We start from the raw sequence: 20,633 nt of genomic DNA on the forward strand, positions 1-20,633 counted from the left end.
ACCGCCAGTTGATTCCAGCGACCGAGCAATATCCGGCCTACGAGCGGCTGAGCGGCACGGTTCGGTTTGCGATCGACCCGGCGCTGGCGGTCAACCAGCGAATCAGCGACATCTCCCTGGTCCGGACGACCCATCCCCACGGCTGGGCCGTCGCCAGCGCCAACTTCCTGATGCTGAGGCCCATGGAGCAACCGGAGGACCCGGTCGCGCTGCTGGAAATCTCCAACCGCGGCGGTATCGCCGGCCTGCGCTACTTTCAACGCGGCGAGTTCAGTCTGGAGCCGGCGCTGCCGCAACACTTTGGTGACGGGCTGCTGATGCGTCGCGGCATGACGCTGGTCTGGGTGGGCTGGCAGTGGGACGTCCCGGAAGACGGACAGAGCCGGCTGCGTCTGGAGGTGCCGTATGCGCCGAGCCGTGACCCGGCCAACTACGGTCTGGTGCGCTCTGACTGGGTGGTGGATGAACCGACGGAGCTGCTGGCGCTGGCACACCGCAACCATCAGGCCTATCGACCGGCCCGCTCGGTAGATCCGCGCAACGTGTTGACGCGTCGCCGCGCCCGGCTTGGGCCGAGGGAAATCATTCCCCGCAGCCGGTGGGATTTTGTGATCGAACGCAATCCGCTGGGCAACAAGGCGCCACATCTCAAAATCGACGGGAACGCCGAACCCGGCTTCATCTATGAGCTGACCTACGTCGCCAAGGATCCGAAGCTGGTGGGCCTGGGCCTGGCGGCAGTCCGCGACATGGCCAGCTGGCTAAAACACGCGGCTGACGCGCCCATCCGCGTCGGGCACGTGCTCGGCTTCGGCGTTTCGCAGACCGGCCGCTTTGCGCGGCAGTTTCTCTATCAGGGTTTCAATGAGGACGAACAGGGTCGACGCGCGCTCGACGGTCTGCTGATCCATTCTGCCGGTGGCGGGCGAGGAAGCTTCAACCACCGCTTCGCCCAGCCGTCCCGCGACGGACACCGCTATTCGGCATTTTTTTATCCCACCGACCTGTTTCCTTTCAGCGGCACCACGCAGCTTGATTCGGTGAGCGGCCAGACTGACGGGCTGTTCGCGACCTACCAGGACCCTTCGCTGCTGCCCCGCATTGTCTACACCAATACCGGCTACGAGTACTGGGGCCGCTCCGCGGCGCTGCTGCACGTCAGCCCCGACGGCACACGCGACGTACCGCCGCTAAGCAACGAGCGGATTTACCATCTGGCCTCCGGACAACACTTTGTCGGCGCGCCCCCCGACCCGGCCAACCCGCCCGGCGACGGAATCTGGCGAAGCAACCCGCTCGATTTTCTGGTCAACCTGCGCGCCCTGCTGCTGAGGCTGGAGGGCTGGGTGGTCCGCGGCGAGGCGCCGCCGCCAAGCCGCTACCCGAAGCTCGCCGACGGTTCGCTTCTCACCATCCAAGACTTTCGTTTTCCGTCGCTGGCGGGCGTGGCAGCGCCACCGGTGGCGCAGGAGGCCTACCGAGCTAACTTCGGTCGCCGCTGGCGCCAGGGCATCATCGACCTGCAGCCCCCCGAGCTGGGGACGGCTTTTCCCGTCCTGGTGCCCGCGGTTGACGATTACGGCAACGAACGGGGCGGAATCCGCAATCTGGAAATTGTGGTCCCGGCCGCCACCTACACACCCTGGGCGCGTCGCGACGGATTGCCCAACCCGACCGAGCTGAAGGACTTCACGGGCCTTCTGGTGCCGCTGAGGACCTGTCGACACGCCGGTGACAGCCGACCGACGCTGGCCGAGACGGTGCCGATGGAGGCCATTGCGGAAGCCGCGGACGAACTCATTGATGGTGGGTACGTCCACCACGAAGATCGCCAGCGCATCATCGCCAGCGCGCTGGACAGGCATCGCTGGGCCCGCGAGCTGACCTGTTTAGAGTCAGACGCAGCGGTTGCCGACCTCGTCGGGGCAGCGCCACAAAACTAAAGTTTTTCGCCGATCAGCCGACCCCTTTCCTTAATCTACGCCGCGAGCCGTAAACGATTGTCACCGCAGCGGTTTTTTCTTCAGTCTTGAGGGGTTTTGGCGGGGGATCTATGTCACAGTGCATCCCGGGGTAGTTAAGGAACGGCGGAACCATGGCGAGGACAGGCAAATTCTGTTCATCGAGCGGCCTTGGCGGGGGTGACCCCACCTTGCGGCCGTTTGCCGTCGCCTGGAAACCGCACCGCGTGACCTCACGGTCAGGCCGACGGAACGGGCGACGCTGAGATGCCCACGCTTGCCGCCCCGATCGGTCCAGGCCGCCGCCTGTTTTTGACTTTTTTGCTGGTGGCCGCCCTCCCGGTCATCGCCGTGAGCGTCTACGCGCTCAGCCACCTCACCGCCACCATTCAAGAACAGCGGCAAACCGTGCTCTTCGACGTTGTGCAATCGCAGGGCCAGCTGCTCGCGACGCGGCTTGAGGAGGCCCTGCTGCAGCTCCTGCGTTCCGACACCGTACTCGAAGGCGGCGCGTTCCAGTCGCTCGAAAGCAGCATGGATGTGGCGCCCTCGGGCCCGCGGGTTGCCCTGGAAACGTCCGGTGACGGGGTCTGGCTGCTGCTCCGTGGTTCCCAGACCGGCGTCCGGGCATTGTTGAGTGAGACCTGGCTGTGGCGTGGCACGGTCACGCTGCCTCCGGGTGTGGTTCTCTGTCTGGAGTCGCTGGCCACCCTGGCGCCGGTGTATTGCGGCACCCGGGAGGGGGCTGTCGCCGGCGCCGGCCCGCTGCTCGACCGCCTGGACGATGCCGCTGACCGGGGGTTTCAGTTGGGTTTGGGAGAAGAAAACCCCGTCGAACACGTCCGCCAAGAGCTGGTGATCAACGAACCTTTCGCGGGCGCTGCGCTCGAGCTGGTGGCCTTCAGGACCGACACCAGCCTGCTTGGCGAGCTTGGCCTAGGTCGGCTGTTAGCCGCGCTGACCGGTCTCTCGGTGGTTCTCGCGGCGCTGGCGGCTTTCCTGCTGCGCCGACGGCAGCAAAAACCCATGCAGGCGCTCAAGGAGGCCACCGATCGTGTCGGCATGGCCAACTTTGACCTGCCCGTTCAGGTCGACGATAACGACGAGCTCGGAGAGCTCAGCCAACGTTTCAACGCCATGATGGTGCAGCTCCAGGAGCAGGTCGGCCGCTATCGCAGCAACGCCGAGATCGATCAGCTGATCCTGCAAAGCGAGTCGCCGGAGACCGTCCTCAACCTGATTCTCGGGCGCGCCTTTTCGTTTGTCGAAGCGGATTTTCTGACCATTGGCATCATCGATCCGGAAAGTCCAACCGAGGCGATCTGTCAGAGCACCCGCAAACAAGACGGCAAGATCACGCCGCTGTCCCGGGCCACGTTGAGCGACGCTGATCTAGCGCTGCTGGCGAGCGCTCGACACCCGGTAGGCCTTGACCCTCGTTGGGCCGGCGCCGAATCCATGCGTGAACTGGGCGGGAGCAGCGGGCTCCTTCTGGGCATCACCTGGCACTCCCGACCGCTGGGGTTCATGCTGGCCGGTATGCCCGCAGCTGACACCTCGGAAGCGGAGATCCGCAGCCAGGCGATGGAGCTCCGGGACCGTGTCGCCGTGACCCTGACCGCCGCCGAGAAGGAAAAAGCGCTGTTTGCCAAAGCGAACTTCGACTCGCTGACCGGCCTGCCGAATCGGCATCTTCTGGAAGACCGGCTCAGGCTGGCCTGCGATAGCAACCTGTCGACCGGTGAACCTTTTGCGCTGCTCTTTCTGGACCTCGACAACTTCAAGCTGGTCAACGACTCTGTCGGCCATGAGGGTGGAGATCAGCTGCTGCGGGAAGTTGCTGGCCGACTGAACGACCTGTGCCAGCCCGGTGATGCCATCGCCCGCCTCGGAGGCGACGAATTTGTCATGCTTCTCACCAGCTACCGAACGCCGCAGGACCTGGACCAGCGAGCCCAGGAGGTGATCGCCGCCTTGTCGGATGCCGTGACCATCGGCGGGCACAGCACGGAGGTCAACGCGAGTATCGGGATTGCGATTTACCCGGAGGACGGCACCAAACCCGGACAGCTGCTGCGCAACGCTGACGCGGCCATGTACCGATCCAAGGAACTCGGCCGCAATCGGGTGACGTTCTTTACCGACGACATCAATCTCGAGATCACTCGTAAGTTCCAGATCCTCACCCAGCTCAGAAAGGCGCTAGCCGAAAACTCACTGACCCTCGCCTACCAGCCACAGCTTTCCCTGGGGACTGGAAACCTCTGCGGCGCGGAGGTCCTGGTGCGCTGGCCCGAGTCCGGCGTCAGTCCTGGCGAGATGATTCAAATTGCCGAAGATTACGGCGTGATCAACGCCCTCGGACGCTGGGTCCTGGAGCGTGCCTGCTCCGACTTTGCCGGGCTGGACGAGACGCTGCGACCGCCTAAAATCTCGGTCAACGTCTCAGCGCGTCAGCTGGCCGATCCGCAGTTCGTGGACTTCGTCGCTGAATGCCTCGCCAGACACGCTCTGGACGCCAGCAAGCTGGAGCTCGAGATCACCGAATCGTTGCTGGTCAACGACAACGGCTGGGCCATTCGTCAGCTCCAGCAGCTCAAGGAGGTAGGGCTCAACCTCGCGCTGGATGATTTCGGCACCGGCTACTCGTCACTGACCTACCTGCAGCGACTGCCCGTCGACTCCATCAAGATCGACCGGTCGTTTGTCACCCGCGTCGACTCCGACGACACGCAGCAGGGGGTTGTTACCGCGGTCGTGCAGCTCGCCCATTCACTTGGCAAACGTACGGTCGCCGAGGGTGCCGAAACTGATCTGGAGCTGCGGAAGCTCAAGGCGCTTGGGTGCGATGACCTGCAGGGTTACGTGTTTTCGGAGCCGCTGCCAGGCATCGATCAGCTGGCCGAGTTCATTGTTCGCCGTCAGTTCGAGTGCAGCGAAGCTGCGGATCGCCACCTGGCCCAGGCCTGACCTCGGCGCGACGCGCCTTTCTCCTGGCGCCCAACGGGGCGCTGAAACGCACCGAGTTTCTAGCTTCTCGCCGACAGGCTCGGCGGCATCGGGCAGTGCAGCGCCGCGCAGATGGCTCGCAGAAGCTCAACCTCTTCCAGCGTGACCTGCCCGTCGTGAGCCAGCGTGCTGATCGACGCCTCGATCAATGCCTGCTTGAACATCGGTCTTAGCTCATCCACCTTGGCCAGCGCGTCGTCCAGTGTGGTGACCCAGTTGGCCGGCGCTCGATAGCTCGCCGGGTCCATGGGAAAGAGGTGGTTCATGCCGGACGCAAACGCTTGGCGGCAGGCATTCTCGTCGTCATGGCCGACGCTGGCGAGCACGGCCAGCAGCGCTGAAGCTTCCTTCTTGCACTGTTTGAGGCTCGCATGCCCGTTGTCCACGGTATCGGGCCGAATCGACTCTTCCAGGTATTGGCTGATCACTTTCGAGAGCGCGTATTCGAATACCGAGATATCGCCATCCGCCCGGATCAGTTGACCGATCACCTCGAGGTAGGTGCGGATCGCCTGACGCGGCCGGCGCTTCACCGCCGGAAACGCCAGCTCGACCAGCGGCAGCCGATGCAGGGCCGGCAGTGCGTCGGTGGCGGACAGGTTGTCTTCGACCCGTTGCCGGTGGTTCGGACCCATGCCGGACTCGATGATGCTCAGCTGATGCTGGCGCATGGCGGCGTCGCGATCGAGCAACAGCGCCAGCACCACGTCGACCGCATGCTGCACGGAGCGGGCCTTGTCGAGCAGGTCTTCGGGAATGGCGTCGATCAGCAGCTCGGCATAAGCCACGTGATCCCAGCTGGGGTTGCCCACCTCAGACAGCAGCTCCTCGCTGTCAGCCGCAATCGCCGCTGAGCCGGCGGCGGCAAAACCCATTGCCGCCTCGGCCGCCCCGGCTGCGCTTGCCGGCGCAGGCCCAGCGTCCATCGGCGGTGGCTCCAGGGCAATCCGAGCGGCAAGATCCCGGATCTCTTTTGGGTCGAAGCGGGAGTCGATTGCTTTGATCCGCTCCTCCAGCGGCGGATGGGTGGCAAATACCCGCCGCCCGACGCCGTCAGCAAACAGCATGTGGCCAACCTCTTCAGGGTCTACCGCCTCGATTCTGCCGTGTTGGGAAACGGCCATAATCTTCTTGAGCGCCCCGGAAATACCGCTCGGATCGCGGGTGAACTGCACGGCGGACGCGTCGGCCAGATACTCCCGCTGGCGCGACACCGCAGCTTGAATCAGGCGCCCGAAAAACAGCCCGACAAAACCGATGATCATGAGCGACCCGCCGACGAATACCAGCGGCGCGCCGTCTTTCTTCGAGCCGCCGTGATAGGTCACCCGCAGAATCTGCCGGCCGGCCAGCCCGATCACCAGGATCCCGAAGAGTATGCCCATCAACCGGATGTTCATCCGCATATCGCCGTTGAAGATATGGCTGAACTCGTGCGCGATGACACCCTGCAGCTCGCTGCGAGAAAGCGTTTCCAGGCAGCCCCGGGAGACCGCTACGGCCGCGTCGCCGGGCGCATAGCCGGCGGCAAACGCGTTGATGCCGCTCTCACCTTCCAGCACGTAGACCTCGGGAACCGGCACGCCGGAGGCCAGCGCAATCTCCTCGACAACGTTGCAGAGCTGGCGCCGTTTGGGACCGGTCGCGTCGGGTGAGACCAGCGTCCCGCCCATGGAGCGAGCCACCACCCCGCCGCCGCCGCGCAGCAGCGCCATCTTGAACAGCGTGGCGCCGCCGATCGACACCAAAACAAACAGCGACGACCAGATCAGGAGCATCGGGTTTTGCTTCAGCCACTCCCAGGTCGGCATGGCCACATCGCGCTCGGCGCTGGTGACGCTGGCGGCGACAACCAGGACAACGAGGTCTACGGCCAGCACGATGCACACCACCGCCAGCAAAAAGATGCCGATCAGCCCGCGCGTCTTTTTGCGGGCCTTATCCTGCTGGTCAAAAAAATTCATCGACGAGGCAATTCCGGCCGGAGCCAGCGACGGCGCACGCCGCCGTCGCTAAGAGCCAGTCCGGTCAGAATTCGACCTTGGGGGCCTCCCGCACTTCGGGGTCCTCGATCTCCAGCAGATCTGCAGGCTCGAAGTTGAACGAACCGGCGATCAGGTTGCTGGGAAACGTCTCGCGGGCGTTGTTGTAGTTCATCACGGAGTCGTTAAACGCCTGCCTGGCAAACGCCACCTTGTTTTCGGTGCTCGTCAGCTCCTCGGTGAGCTGCATCATGTTTTGATTAGCCTTGAGATCAGGATAGCTCTCCACGAGGGCAAACAGCTTGCCCAGCGCGCCGGTCAGCATGTTCTCCGCGCCCGACAGCTGCTGCATTGCGCCCGGGTCACCAGGGTTGCTGGTTGCACCCTGCAGTCCGCTCACCGCCTGGTTCCGGGCCTGGATGACGGCTTCGAGCGTCTCGCGCTCATGCTTCATGTAGCCTTTGGCTGTTTCGACCAGGTTCGGGATGAGGTCGTGTCGACGGGTCAGCTGGACGTCGATCTGCGCGAAAGCGTTTTTGTACCGATTACGTTTGGTGACCAGTCCGTTGTACAACGAGATGGCAAAGACAATGGCCACGATAATCAGGCCAAAAAAGATCCAACCCATGTTTATCTCCCGGGAAAATCGCTAAACAACAATTATGCCACGCGGTGTGACGCGTTAAATGTGCTGGTGGGCCGGGCGGTTCAATCGCGCTGCCAGCAGGGCTATCCCTGTCATTCGTCATGGTTTCCAGCAACTTACGCGCCTTCGAGGCTGGCAGCGGGTGGGCCAGACGGTTAAGCTGACGCGCGATGCGCCGCTCCTTTTTCCATCAGCGACGTTGCCGGAAGGATACGTCTTACTCTCGCGGACCGAGCCGCAGGCTGAACCTCAGTCGGGCCCTGGCGGCGCTGGGTGCCGCACTGATGCTGACGATGGCCGGTCCCAGCAGTTCGGACGGGCTGGACGGAGCGCTCAAGAGTCTAAAAGATAGCCTGTCGCTCCTGGACACCGCGCCCAATATGCTTGGGCTGGGCGTGTGCGTAGCCGAGGGCACTGAGACACGCCTCCTGCTGACTCAGGGTCGCCGCACCCTCGCGGGCGAGCCACTCGACCCGCACACGCGATTTCGGCTGGCTTCCGTCTCCAAGGGTTTTGCCGCCACCACCGCCGTGATCCTCTCAACCCAGGGCAAGCTGGATCTAAGCACGCAGGCGAAATCGCTGGTGCCCTACTTCACGCTGCCCGACCCTGATCAGGTTGAGCGCGTCACGCTGACTCACCTGCTGAGTCATCGGCTGGGGCTGCCGCCAAACGCCTACGACAATCTGCTGGAGGCCAGCCGCAAACCGGAGGACATCGTGCCCCGCTTCGCCCAGGTCGAGCCGCTATGTCCGGCAGCCGACTGTTACGGCTATCAGAACGTGGGCTTCAATCTGATCGCCGAGGCGATCGAAAAGACCACGGGCGTGGCCTATGAGGAGCAGGTGGTGCATCGGCTGCTGCGGCCGCTGGCCATGGAGGACGCGGGCTTTGGCCGTAGCCATCTGAGCAGCGATGAGAACTGGGCTCGCCCCCACCGCGGGCGCGGTCGATTTCTGCGGCAGAGTAAGGTCAACGACAACTACTACCGAGTGCCGGCAGCGGCCGGCCTGAACGCCAGCACCAGCGACCTGTGCCGCTGGCTGAAGACACAGCTGGGTGAATCACCCGAGGTTGTCAGCCCCCAGGTGCTGGAGATACTGCGCACGCCGCAGGTGTTCACCCGAGCAGAAATGTATCGGGGCAAGTGGCGCCGAACGCGCCTCAGGAGCGCTCACTACGGCCTGGGCTGGCGAATCTACGACTACGCCGGCCAGCAGGTGGTGTTTCATGCGGGGTCGGTGAGCGGGTACGGCGCCGTTGTGGCGGTGCTGCCGGACCAGCAGGTGGGGCTGGCGGCGGTCTGGAATTCGGAAAGCACCCGGCCCTGGGGCATCCTGCCCGCCTTTCTGGATGCTTATCTCGGGCTGCCGGAGCGCGACTGGATGAAGCTCGATCCACTCCGACTGAGCGGCGACCCCGCCGCCACGGGCGCCTACGCGCCCGAACCACCGCCTTAGGCGGGCCCGCCCACCGGCTGGACGGGTCCGCGAAATCACAACCCTTCGAAGACCCATAGTGTGTTTGCTCTAAGCGCCGGCCCTATCCTGACGTCATCAAGTTAACGAATCAGGAGACAAACACGATGAAAACGCCCTCACTGAACAAGACGATCGACCAGGTCAACAGCGCCATCAAAGAGCTGCGCGAGTCGGGCCTGGCTATGGTGACTCAGCTGCGCAGCAACGGCACCAGCCTGTTTGCGGAACTGGTGCAGGAAGGAGAGGCGGTTCAGAGCCGCGCTGTCGCCGCGGTGACCACGCCGGTCACCAAGCTGCGCCAGGAGCTCAGCAGCCGGGTCCAGCTTGCGCCGAAGGTAGATCAGGCGCGCGAGGTGGTGAGCGACAACGTCCAGCGATTGGAAACCGTGGTCCAGGAACAGCTCGGCAAGGTGCTGGATTTTGCCGGTCTACCGAGTCAGGCAGAGCTGGATCGACTGAACACCCGCCTCGCATCCCTGCGGCGTGAGGTGACCCGCCTGAAGCGGGCTGCGTAACGTTTGACCCCGGGTGGCAGCTCGTCTGCCACCCTGCTCGTCCTGCTGTTGCTCAGCACGCGGGAACCGTGGTGCTCGAGCCCTGTCCAACGTAATACCTTCGACTGCGCAAGCGCAGCTCGCGTGTCGTTGCGCGCTTTCCCACCACGGTTGACGCTGCCAGCCAGGATGGTCAGCGTCATGTCCTATAATGCTGTTTCATCAAACCCGAGCACGTTTATGACCGACTCCAGCGCCCTGGGTGGTGCCCTGACCCGCCGCATCCTGATTGGCATGGCCATTGGTGTGGTGGTGGGCGTCGCCATCAACGTCACCAACTGGGAATGGGGCGAGCAAACGCTGGCCCTGGGTCTGTTTGACCTGCTGGGTCAGATTTTTCTCAAGCTCCTGAAGATGCTGATGGTGCCGGTGGTGCTGGTGTCGCTGATCTGCGGCGTCACCTCGTTGGCCAATCCAAAAGAGCTGGGAAGGCTGGGCGGAAAGGCGGTGGGGCTTTACATGCTCACGACCGGGCTGGCCATTGCGCTGGCCATTACGGTGGCGAGCCTGGTGGGGCCGGGCGAAGGCTTTTCACCCCCTGACCGGGCATACACGCCGCCCCCGAGCCAGACGCTTTCTGAAGTGATTCTGGGCATGGTGCCCCAAAACCCCATAAACGCGATGGCTGAGGCAAAGATGCTTCAGCTGATCCTGTTTGCCGTGCTTTTTGGTCTGGCCATCTCGCTGGCCGGCGAGCCGGGCAAACGAATCCGGGGAATTTTTTCGGACCTCAACGACGTGGTGATGATGCTGGTCACCATGGTCATGCAGACGGCGCCCATCGGCGTGCTGGCGCTGATGGCGAAGCTCTGCGCGACGCTGGACCTCAAAGAGTTCTCCGAGGTGCTGACCTACTTCCTGACCGTGGTTGCGGTGCTGGCCATCCATGGCGCTGTCACCTATCCGATGCTCCTGAAACTGACCACGGGACTGAATCCGCTGGTGTTTCTCAGCAAGATGCGCACCGCCATGGCGTTTGCCTTCAGCACCTCGTCGAGCAACGCAACCCTGCCGGTGACGCTGCGAACCACCGAGGAACGCCTCGGGGTCAACAACTCCGTGGCGTCGTTTACCGTTCCCCTCGGGGCGACAATCAACATGGACGGAACAGCCATCATGCAGGGCTGTGCCACCATCTTTATTGCAAACGCCTACGGCGTAGACCTGACGCTTGCACAGCTAATGACGGTGGTGCTGATGGCCGTGCTGGCTTCGATCGGCGCCGCGGGTGTGCCGGGTGTGGGTATCGTGCTGCTGGCCACGGTGCTCGAGCAGGTGGGACTCCCGGTTGAGGGTATCGCGCTGATCCTCGGGGTGGATCGGCTCCTCGACATGATGCGCACGGTGGTCAATATCACCGGGGATGCGGCGGTCACCACGGTGGTTGCCCACTCGGAAAACGAGATGGATACCGCGCGCTTTAACGACCCGGATGCCGGGACCATCGATGGCCTGAAGGAGGGCTCGGAAAACAGGCTGGAGGAAAAACCCTCGCAGCAGCCCGCCGGCCCCTGAGTTGCGCCGTCAGCTACCCCAACTGAACCTGCTGCTGGCGTTCGAGCGAGCGGCCTATCACCGCAGCTTCAAGCTGGCCGCGGCTGAACTCCACATCACGCCATCGGCGGTCAGCCACCGGATTCGCCAGCTGGAGTCGGATCTCGGAATCCCCTTGTTTCAGCGTCTGCCGAGGTCCATCCGCCTCACGGCCGCGGGCCAGACCTATTTCCGGGATATTCACCGGGCCTTTGCCCGTATCGAAAACGGCACGGAGCAGCTCAGCCATCAGTTTGGCCGCCAGGTCCTCCGGCTCCATCTGCTGCCCTTTTTTGCCACCGAGGTGCTGGTGCCGCGGCTGCAGAGCTTTCAGAGCCAGCATCCGGATATCGATCTGCGGCTGGAGTCGTCATTCGGGCGGAGCCAAACCCATCCGGATCATGCCGACCTGTCGATTGGTCTCGGCCAGGGGAGCTGGCCCGGCCTGGTCTCCCTGCCGCTGATGGAGCTCGAGCTGCAGGCCATGTGCACGCCCGCGCTGGCCGCTAGGATTCGGCCGGACCATGCGGAGGACATCAACGAACACACCCTGATCTACTTCGAAAGCAACCTCGATGCCTGGGAGCAGTGGGCCCGCGGCGTGGGTCTGAAGAAGTTCGAGCCTGCCAGCACGCTGACCATGGACAGCATTTTTTCAGCGCTCCAGGCCGCTGAGCAGGGACTCGGCATCGTCACCGCCGCGCTGCCGCTCACCGCCAACTGGCTGGAGCGGTCCCACCTCGTGCCGGCCTTTCCGGAGCGGGTCAAAATCCCGGACCGCTACTACGCGCTGTATCGCAAGGGTGACGAGGTGAGACCAAACGTCCAGCGGTTTCTCACCTGGCTCAGCGCGGAGTTTGGCTGACCAGCCGCTGGAGCAGGCTGGACGTATCCCAGCGACCGCCACCCAGGGCCTGAACCTCGGCATAAAAGCGATCCACCAACGCCGTTACCTCGAGCGCCGACCCATTGCGGCCGGCTTCTTCCAGCGCAAACCCCAGGTCCTTGCGCATCCAGTCCACGGCAAAGCCAAAGTCATACTCACCGTCCAGCATGGTTGTCGCCCGGTTATCCATCTGCCACGACTGCGCGGCGCCTTTGGAGATCACGTCGACAACGGCTGCCCCATCCAGCCCGGCACGGCGGGCGAAATTAAGCCCTTCCGCCAAACCCTGTACCACGCCGGCGATGCAGATCTGGTTAACCATTTTAGCCAGCTGCCCCGACCCACTGGCCCCGAGCAGCGAAGCGGACTTGGCGTAGCAGTCCAAGACCGGTTGCGCGGTCTCGAAGGCTGAGGGTTCACCACCCACCATGATTGTCAGCTGCCCGTTATCAGCCCCCGCCTGACCCCCGGATACCGGGGCGTCGAGAAAGGTCACGCCCACCTCAGCACACCGGCTCGCCATCTCGCGGGCCAGCTCGGCAGACGTTGTGGTGTGGTCGACGACCACTGCGCCCGGCTTAAGGCTCGCCAGGACGCCGTCGGGCGGCAGGACCACCGAACGGACGTCGTCATCATTGCCCACACACAGAGCCACCACCTCTGCGTCCTGCGCGGCAGCAGCCGGCGTCGGAGCGCTAGCGCCGCCATATTCGGCGGCCCAGCGGGCCGCCTTTGCCTCGGTACGGTTATATGCGGTGACCTCGTGGCCCGCTCGCTGAAGGTGGCCCGCCATGGGATAACCCATGACGCCCAGACCAACAAACGCCGTCCTCATGCTGCCTGCGCCGGGCTGTCCTGCGCCTCCAGCTTGTTGAGGTGTATGTCCATCTGCGGATAGGGAATCGATACCCCCGCCTGATCGAAGCGGCGCTTGATCTGCTCGGTGATCTCAAACTTGACCTTCCAGTAGTCCTCGGTCCGGCTCCAGGGCCGAACGACAAAGTTCACGCTCGAGTCAGCCAGCTCCGCCAGCGCAATGGTGGGGGCGGGGTCTTGAAGAACCTGCGAATGCCCGGTCACCACCTCCTCAATCAGCTGACGAGCCTGATCGAGATCATCGTCGTACCCGATGCCAAACACCATGTCGACTCGCCGGGTATCATTCGCCGAGTAGTTGGTGATCGAGCTGGCGATAATGTCGCCGTTAGACACAATCACCATCTTGTTGTCCGGCGTCTTCAGCCGGGTCCAGAAAACCGCCAGCTCCTCAACGCTGCCGCCAACGCCGGCCGCCTCGACATAGTCTCCGGTCTTAAACGGCCGAAACAGGATCAGCATGACTCCCGCAGCAAAGTTCTTCAGCGAATCCTGCAGCGCCAGACCGACCGCCAGCCCTGCCGCACCCAGCACAGCCACCAGCGAAGTCGTATTGAGACCGAGCTGATCGAGCGCGGCGACCACAACAACCACCGTTAGCAGCGCGGCGAGGATCGAGCACATGAAATTGATCAGGATCTCGTCCATCTTGGCGCGCTGCATTACGCGACGCACCACCGCAACGATCAGCTTTGCGATCCAGCGGCCAACCACATAGACCACCAGGGCCAGGGCTAACTTGATCGCCCAAGGAATTGCGTATTCCTGCAACAGATTATTCCAGTCCACTTCGAAGTTCATGACAGGCTCCCGTTCGGCAAAAAAAACGGATGATACCCGAACCTATCAGCTCGGTACGTTATGGCGATGAGGTTGTGTCCGGATGCGTCCAAACCGGTCACAGAACCCGCGCTTCCGCGTGATAACATGCCGGGCTTTCCGGAGTCAGCCCGACTCCGACCGGGCGCTTTCGCGCCTCGAGGCCGCCGAAACCGATCAGCTGGTCGACGGCGGCGGTGTAGACGTCAAACGGAGGTTCACGATTGAGTGACGACATCAACGGCGCCCGCGAGGACGTTGTGGCAACCGACACACCCGAACTGCAGGCGCTCGACCGAGCGCGAACGGCCCTGCGGGCTGGAGACGGCGCTACCGGTGAGGCTGAGCTGGCGGAAGCGCTGAGTATCAATCCGGAACTCCCAGCGGCGCTGGAGCTGCGTGCCATCATCGCCTGCCAGAAAGGAGACTTTGACGCTGGCCGCCAAGACTTTGCGCGGATCACGGAGCTTCAACCGGACAGCGCGACCGCGTGGCTGAATCTCGGCAAATGTCTGCGCGACAGCGGCGACCCGGCCGGCGCCACCGAGAAGCTTGAGCAGGCGGCGGCGCTCGAGCCAGAGCTAGCGGACGCCCAGGTGCTTCTGGGCTTGGCGCTCCGCGATAGCGGTGAGCTGGACAAAGCGCTGAGCCAGCTGGAGACGGCGGTGCAGAGCGCACCGCAAAACCTGGCGGGCGTCAGCGCGCTGGCGCTTCAGTACCAGGAGATGGGGCGGCTCGACAAGGCGCTGGAGCAGTTCACGCGCGCCCGAGACCTGCGCCAGGACCTGCCCCACACGCACTACAACCTCGGACGGGCGCTGCTGAGCGCCGATCGGCTAAGCGAGGCTGAAGAATCGCTACACCACGCGCTGACGATCAATCATCACTACCACGACGCCCGTCTGGCGCTGGCGGAGCTGGCGGAGAAACGGGACGACAACGACTCCGCCATCAATATCTACCGCCGGCTAACCCGTCGGGCGCCGCGGGTGCTGCATGCCCACGTTTCGCTGATGCGCCTGCTGGCGGAAACGCGGCGGCTGTCGGACATGCGAACGCAGCTTGGCATCAGCGGTGAGCTGCTGGCCGAAAGCGACTTTCCGGCGTTCTGGCAGGCCCAGCTGCTCGCACGCAGCGGACAGGCGGACCAAGCCCTGGAGCAGCTTCAGCAGCTTGCCGCCAAAGCGGAGCCCGCGCTGGACCGCCAGGCGCTCGCCGCCGAAATCGATCAAATCAAAAGCTCGCTCGACACCTGATGACCGCGTCGCCCAAAGCCACCCACTTTCGCTGGAGGCATCGCTCGACGCGCCTCACGCTGCCGCTAATGCTGGTCATGTCGCTGGCCCTGGCCGCTTGCGGACCCGATGCCGCCGCACCGGGTAAAGGTGCGGCAGACGCAGGTTTGAGCTCCGACGCGGCGCCTGAAGCCGCGGCCCCGCCAGCCAGCCGAGAGGTCTACACGGAAGTCAGGCTGCAGGCCGAGCTCGACCACCTGTCGGCCAATCAGCGGGAAATGGTCGGCCTGCTGATCGACGCCGCCGATATCATGAACGGCCTGTTCTGGCGCCAGGCCTACGGCGACCCTGAACCGCTGCTGGAGGCGATCGGCGATCCCGCGCTGAGGCGCTTTGCTGAGATCAACTACGGTCCTTGGGACCGACTGGACGCCAACCGACCGTTCCTGCCCGGGGTTGAAGAAAAGCCCGCCGGCGCCCGCTTTTATCCCCCTGATATGACTCGTGCTGAATTCGAAGACTGGGATCAGGAAGGCAAGGACGGACTCTATTCCATCGTTGAGCGCAACCGGGCGGGCGAGCTACACCTCCACCCGTACAGCGAGATCTTTGCCGACGAACTGAGTCAGGCGGCGCGGCTTCTCCGCGAGGCGGCCGACCTGGCGGACGACAAGGGCTTTGCAAATTACCTGAGGCTGCGAGCCGATGCTTTCCTGACCAACGACTACTTTGCGTCCGATATGGCATGGATGGACAACAAGACCAACCCGGTAGAGCTGGTGATCGGTCCGATTGAGACCTACGAGGATCAGCTTTATGGCTATCGGGCCGCGTTCGAGGGTTACGTGCTGATCAAAGACCTGGCGTGGAGCGAACGGCTTGCCCATTTCGCCCAGTTTCTGCCGGAGCTGCAGCGGGATCTACCCGTCGACGACCGCTACAAGACGGAAAACCCGGGCTCCGACGCTGACCTCAACGCTTACGACGTGGTGTATTACGCGGGCGACAGCAACGCGGGTTCCAAGACCATCGCCATCAACCTGCCGAACGATGAGCGAGTCCAGCTCGCCAAAGGCGCCCGTCGGCTACAGCTCAAGAACGCGATGCGGGCCAAGTTCGACAAGATCCTCCTGCCGATCAGCGAGGTGCTGATCACGCCGCAGCAGCGGAAACATCTGACGTTTGACGCCTTTTTCGCCAACACCATGTTCCACGAGGTTGCCCACGGGCTGGGAATCAAAAACACGCTGGACGGCAGCGGCACGGTGCGTCAGGCCCTCCGGGAGCACGCCTCGGCGCTGGAGGAAGGCAAGGCCGACGTTCTGGGTCTCTATATGGTCACCGGACTGCACGAGCGCGGTGAGCTTGAGGGGCACCTGGCGGATTACTACGTGACGTTCCTGGCCAGCATTTTTCGCTCGGTGCGCTTCGGCGCCAGCTCCGCTCACGGCAAGGCCAATATGGTCCGTTTCAACTATTTCGCCGACCAGGGCGCCTTTACCTATGATCCAGTCGAGCGGGTCTACGCGGTGGACTTTGACGCGATGGCGATTGCCATGAGCGACCTGAGCAGGCTGATTCTGACGCTGCAGGGTGATGGTGACTACGAAGGCACGCGCGCACTGCTGGCAGAAAAAGGGGTTGTGGGCGAGGCGCTGCAGGCTGATCTGGACCGATTGGCGGCCGCCGGCATCCCGGTTGATATCGTGTTTCGGCAGGGTAAGGACGTTTTGGGGCTTTAGTTTCCGGTCCGGAAACCACTTGTCCCACCAGCGGGCCGCCGGATCGATCGGCGCGCGATCAGAGCGAGGATCAGGCTGCCGCCAGGTCAGCGGGGTCAACAATCGGCGCCGAGCACTGCGTCCCCTCACAGCGATACGCAGTGAACGTGCCCTTGGCCGGGTAGCGTTCGATGAGCGACGCTGGGTCCAGCGCATAAACCTGATCGCGGACCGTGCCCCGGGCGCGCAGTGACTTCTGCAGATCCTGGACCTGTTCCGCGTCACCCCGCATGATCAGCAGCGCCGGCGGGTTCAGCCACTCGTCCAGCGCCTCGAGCATGGCGCCGCACGCCTGCGGCGCACGCTGCAGCTCGTCCCACGCGCTTTTGAGCGTTCGTTCCGCGGCGTTTACAAACACCAGGTTGTCGAGCAGGCGGCCCAGGCGCAGCAGGCTTCGAGCAGCCACGGCGTTGCCGGCCGGCGTCGCGTCATCCTGCATCGGCCTCGGACGCTGAATCAGAGGCTCGTGGTCGTTGGCGGTGAAGAAGAAGCCCCCCTGATACGGGTCTTCAAAGTGAGTCAGCAGCGATCGAGCCAGTTGTTTGGCAAAGGCCAGATCGGCCGGCCGGAAGGATACGCTCAGGAGCTCCAGCACCCCGTCCAGCAAAAAGGCGTGGTCGTCGAGGAACGCCATTTGATAGGTTCGCGAACCTCGCGACACCGCCAGCAGGCGGCCTCCCTCCCAGAGACGGGACCGCACAAAGTCGAGTGACCGCTGCGCCGCGGCCAGCAGCGCGGGATCTCCGGTCACGCGCGCCGCGGCGGCTAGCGCGCTGACGGTCAACCCGTTAACACCGCTCAGCACCTTGTCGTCACGTGCCGGCGCGGGGCGAAGACGGCGGTGCCCAAGCAATTTTTTCCGCGCGTTATACAGGCACTCCTCCGCCAGCGATCGACCGATACCCATTCGTCGCGCCACCTTGGTCAGCGGCTTTCCTGATCCCAGGTGCCATCGCTCGCCGTCCATATTCGCCGGCTGGTCAAAACCCCAGCACGCCCCGGCAATCTGCGCCTCAATGTCGCTGAGATTGGCGGTCAGCTCCTCGCGGGTCCAGAGGTAGTGCTGACCTTCCTTGCCTTCTGAGTCCGCGTCCAGCGCGGTGACAAAACCGCCACCGGCTGAAGCCAGCTCGCGCTCCATGAATGCCGCAGTCTGGCGCGCCACCTGGATAAAGTCGTCGCGTCTGAAACGCTCGCCGGCCAGCGCGTAGAGCCAGAGCAGCTGCGCGTTGTCGCTGGCCATTTTTTCGTAGTGCGGGACACCCCAGGCGCCGTCGACGCTGTAGCGGAAAAAGCCTCCACCCAGCTGATCGAACAGGCCGCCGCCGGCCATGCGGCTCAGCGTGTTCTCGAGCATGCGATCGGCAGCCGACTGTTGTTCGGGATCGAACGAAGACCAGCTCAGCAGGAAACGGAGCAGCGGCGGATTGGGGAATTTCGGCGCTGACCCGAAGCCGCCATGGATGGGGTCGTACTGGCGCTGGAGATTGCTGAGCGCCGCGCCCGCCGGGCTCATCGACAGGGGCCGATCGGTGGCCGTGACCTGGGTAGAGCGAGACAGAAAATCTCGCAGCCGCTCGGTTTGATCATCGAGCTGGTCCCGTTTCGTTTCCCAGGCCTTGCTGATGTTGGTGAGCACATCCCGAAAGCCCGGCACCCCGTCCCGCCCGCTCGACGGAAAGTAGGTCCCGGCGAAAAACGGCGTCTGCGAATGCGGATCGAGCACGAGGGTCAGCGGCCAGCCGCCCGGATGCTCCGTGATCACCTGATGGCTGAGCTGGTAGATTCGGTCGAGATCGGGCCGTTCCTCGCGATCGACCTTGATGGAAACGAAGTTCTCGTTCAGGACCTCCGCCGTGTCCGGGTCCTCGAACGACTCGCTGGACATCACGTGGCACCAATGACACGCGGAGTAGCCGATGGACAGGAGCACCGGCAGATCTTTCTCTCGCGCTGCTGCCAGCGCCTCCTTGCACCACGGCCACCAGTGCACCGGCTGGCCGGCATGCTGCTGGAGATAGGGGCTGGGCGAGTCGGCCAGGCGATTCAAGAGGGTCGATTCCTTTGCACGAAAAATCCTTCCGCCCCAGTATAGCGGCGGTCGCGTCTGTTTCAGACCGAAAATCTGCCGTGACGTTCGATCGACGGTGATCAACTCGGGTAGAATCGCGCCATGCCGTTTCTCGTCGATTTTGACCCGGTTGCCGTTCAGCTCGGGCCCCTGAAGGTGCACTGGTACGGCCTGATGTACCTGCTGGGGTTTTTGACCTTTTTGCTGCTGGGCAACTACCGGGCACGCCAGCCCGGCAGCGACTGGACCGAGGCTGAAGTCAGCGATTTCCTGTTTTATGGCGTCCTGGGCGTGGTGCTGGGAGGACGCATCGGCTACCTGCTCTTCTACGATTTCGGGGCGGTCGTGGACGACCCTCATCGCATTTATCAGATCTGGAACGGTGGTATGTCGTTTCATGGCGGCCTGATCGGCGTGGGCGTTGCGTTCGCCTGGTTTGCCAGAAAGACCGGCAAGCCCTACCACCGGATTGCTGATTTTGTGATTCCAATGGTGGCGCCCGGGTTGTTTTTCGGCCGGATCGGCAACTTCATCGGTGGCGAACTCTGGGGACGCCAGAGCGACGTGCCCTGGGCAATGATTTTCCCGCAGTCGATCACCCCGGCCCTCAGCCCCGAGGCGCTGAAGGCCGAGTATCTGGACGGGAACCTCAACGCATTCGCGCGTCACCCCTCGCAGCTCTACGAAGCCCTGCTGGAAGGGCTGGTGTTGTTCGCCATCGTGTGGGTTTATTCCAGCAGGCGGAGACCACCGCTGGCGGTCACCGGCCTGTTTTTTGTCGGCTACGGCGTGTTTCGCTCTGCGGTTGAATGGTTCCGTGAGCCTGACCGGGATATCGGATTCCTGGCCGGCGGCTGGCTGACCATGGGCCAGCTGCTGTCGTGGCCGCTGATCGCGGTGGGTGTGGTTATGCTGGCCTTGGCCTTCCGCCAACGCCCACTCAAAAACTCCTAAGACACCTTATGGACAACTACCTCAAGCTTCTCAATCACATCGTTGAACACGGCGAACAGCGGGGGGACCGCACCGGCACGGGGACCCTCAGTGTTTTTGGCCACCAGATGCGTTTCGATCTCGGCCAGAGTTTTCCCCTGCTGACCACCAAAAAACTGCATCTGAGGTCCATCATTCACGAGCTGCTGTGGTTCCTGCGCGGTGAGGACAACATCCAATACCTCAAAGAAAACCGGGTCTCGATCTGGGACGAATGGGCGGATGAGGACGGCAACCTGGGGCCGATATACGGCTATCAGTGGCGAAGCTGGCCGGACTACAGCGGCGGTCATGTCGATCAGATCGCCCGGGTGCTGCACGACATCCGTCACAACCCCGATTCCCGGCGCCATATCGTCAGCGCCTGGAATGTGGCCCAGATCGACCAGATGGCGCTGCCGCCCTGCCATACGCTCTTTCAGTTTTATGTGGCCGGTGGTCGCCTGTCGTGTCAGCTGTATCAGCGCTCGGCCGACGTATTTCTTGGCGTGCCGTTCAACATTGCTTCCTACGCGCTGCTGACGATGATGGTGGCCCAGGTCAGCGGCCTTAAGCCAGGCGATTTTGTTCACACGCTGGGTGACGCCCACCTGTACCTCAATCACCTGGATCAGGCCCGGGAGCAGCTGAAGCGTGACCCGCGAGCCCTGCCGACGATGTCACTGAACCCGGATGTGGACGATCTTTTTGCTTTCCGTTTCGAGGACTTCACGCTCGAACACTACGAGCCGCATCCTCACATCAAGGCGCCGATTGCGGTGTAGTGAGCCGCCGGGCGGTGAAGGCCACCCAGGCGAGCGACGCGG

The 20,633-nt window shown here is 63.4% G+C and carries 16 protein-coding genes; 10 read left to right on the plus strand and 6 right to left on the minus strand.

What is annotated here, in order from left to right:
- The first annotated feature begins 8 nt into the window (after window positions 1-8).
- Complete coding sequence (locus AAF358_03895) at window positions 9-1,943, plus strand: alpha/beta hydrolase domain-containing protein (protein MEM7704668.1); 1,935 nt, start codon at window positions 9-11, stop codon at window positions 1,941-1,943.
- Between the two features lie 285 nt (window positions 1,944-2,228).
- Window positions 2,229-4,931 (plus strand): EAL domain-containing protein, encoded by a 2,703-nt coding sequence (locus AAF358_03900; GenBank protein ID MEM7704669.1) that lies wholly within the window; start codon window positions 2,229-2,231, stop codon window positions 4,929-4,931.
- Window positions 4,932-4,990: 59 nt separating this feature from the next.
- Here the strand turns inward: AAF358_03900 and AAF358_03905 are convergent, their stop codons facing one another.
- A complete protein-coding gene (locus AAF358_03905; protein MEM7704670.1) occupies window positions 4,991-6,934 on the minus strand; it encodes a M48 family metallopeptidase in 1,944 nt (647 codons plus the stop codon).
- A 64-nt stretch (window positions 6,935-6,998) separates the two neighbouring features.
- Window positions 6,999-7,580: a LemA family protein gene (locus AAF358_03910; protein MEM7704671.1), complete on the minus strand. Its 582-nt coding sequence runs from the start codon at window positions 7,578-7,580 to the stop codon at window positions 6,999-7,001.
- A 188-nt stretch (window positions 7,581-7,768) separates the two neighbouring features.
- On the opposite strand from AAF358_03910, the gene AAF358_03915 reads away from it, so the two are divergent.
- The 4 genes from AAF358_03915 (at window position 7,769) to AAF358_03930 (ending at window position 12,031) form a co-directional block, all read left to right on the plus strand.
- The gene (locus AAF358_03915) at window positions 7,769-9,058 is read left to right on the plus strand and encodes a serine hydrolase domain-containing protein (GenBank protein MEM7704672.1); all 1,290 of its coding nucleotides are present in this window, start codon (window positions 7,769-7,771) and stop codon (window positions 9,056-9,058) included.
- Between the two features lie 125 nt (window positions 9,059-9,183).
- Window positions 9,184-9,594, plus strand: coding sequence for a phasin family protein (locus tag AAF358_03920; GenBank protein ID MEM7704673.1), 411 nt, complete (start codon window positions 9,184-9,186; stop codon window positions 9,592-9,594).
- A gap of 219 nt (window positions 9,595-9,813) precedes the next feature.
- Complete coding sequence (locus tag AAF358_03925) at window positions 9,814-11,148, plus strand: dicarboxylate/amino acid:cation symporter (protein MEM7704674.1); 1,335 nt, start codon at window positions 9,814-9,816, stop codon at window positions 11,146-11,148.
- Between the two features lies 1 nt (window position 11,149).
- Window positions 11,150-12,031: a LysR substrate-binding domain-containing protein gene (locus AAF358_03930; GenBank protein ID MEM7704675.1), complete on the plus strand. Its 882-nt coding sequence runs from the start codon at window positions 11,150-11,152 to the stop codon at window positions 12,029-12,031.
- On the opposite strand, the gene AAF358_03935 is transcribed toward AAF358_03930, so the two are convergent.
- From AAF358_03935 to AAF358_03945, 3 genes are all read right to left on the minus strand, one after another.
- Window positions 12,012-12,887, minus strand: a complete 876-nt coding sequence (locus tag AAF358_03935; protein MEM7704676.1) for an NAD(P)-dependent oxidoreductase — start codon at window positions 12,885-12,887, stop codon at window positions 12,012-12,014. The two genes, AAF358_03930 and AAF358_03935, sit on opposite strands and share 20 nt — an antisense overlap.
- Window positions 12,884-13,729, minus strand: a complete 846-nt coding sequence (locus tag AAF358_03940; protein ID MEM7704677.1) for a mechanosensitive ion channel domain-containing protein — start codon at window positions 13,727-13,729, stop codon at window positions 12,884-12,886. The genes AAF358_03935 and AAF358_03940 overlap by 4 nt, the downstream gene beginning before the upstream one ends.
- A 97-nt stretch (window positions 13,730-13,826) precedes the next feature.
- Window positions 13,827-13,985 carry a hypothetical protein gene (locus AAF358_03945; protein MEM7704678.1) on the minus strand — a complete coding sequence of 53 codons (159 nt, stop codon included), beginning with the start codon at window positions 13,983-13,985 and terminating at the stop codon, window positions 13,827-13,829.
- On the opposite strand from AAF358_03945, the gene AAF358_03950 reads away from it, so the two are divergent.
- Together AAF358_03950 and AAF358_03955 are read left to right on the plus strand one after the other, a co-directional pair.
- The gene (locus AAF358_03950; protein ID MEM7704679.1) at window positions 13,972-15,003 is read left to right on the plus strand and encodes a tetratricopeptide repeat protein; all 1,032 of its coding nucleotides are present in this window, start codon (window positions 13,972-13,974) and stop codon (window positions 15,001-15,003) included. The genes AAF358_03945 and AAF358_03950 overlap by 14 nt on opposite strands.
- Window positions 15,003-16,724, plus strand: coding sequence for a Zn-dependent hydrolase (locus AAF358_03955; protein ID MEM7704680.1), 1,722 nt, complete (start codon window positions 15,003-15,005; stop codon window positions 16,722-16,724). The genes AAF358_03950 and AAF358_03955 overlap by 1 nt, the downstream gene beginning before the upstream one ends.
- A gap of 70 nt (window positions 16,725-16,794) precedes the next feature.
- On the opposite strand, the gene AAF358_03960 is transcribed toward AAF358_03955, so the two are convergent.
- On the minus strand, window positions 16,795-18,813 hold the full coding sequence (locus tag AAF358_03960; protein MEM7704681.1) for a thioredoxin domain-containing protein: 2,019 nt from the start codon (window positions 18,811-18,813) through the stop codon (window positions 16,795-16,797).
- A 123-nt stretch (window positions 18,814-18,936) separates the two neighbouring features.
- Here AAF358_03960 and lgt point away from each other — a divergent pair, with 123 nt between their 5' ends.
- Entirely contained in the window at window positions 18,937-19,788 is an 852-nt protein-coding gene (gene lgt, locus AAF358_03965) for a prolipoprotein diacylglyceryl transferase (protein ID MEM7704682.1), read from the plus strand.
- An 8-nt stretch (window positions 19,789-19,796) separates the two neighbouring features.
- Window positions 19,797-20,591, plus strand: a complete 795-nt coding sequence (locus AAF358_03970; GenBank protein MEM7704683.1) for a thymidylate synthase — start codon at window positions 19,797-19,799, stop codon at window positions 20,589-20,591.
- Window positions 20,592-20,633: the final 42 nt, after the last annotated feature.

It is taken from the genome of Pseudomonadota bacterium, from assembly GCA_039033415.1.
GTDB lineage: Bacteria > Pseudomonadota > Gammaproteobacteria > Xanthomonadales > SZUA-38 > JANQOZ01.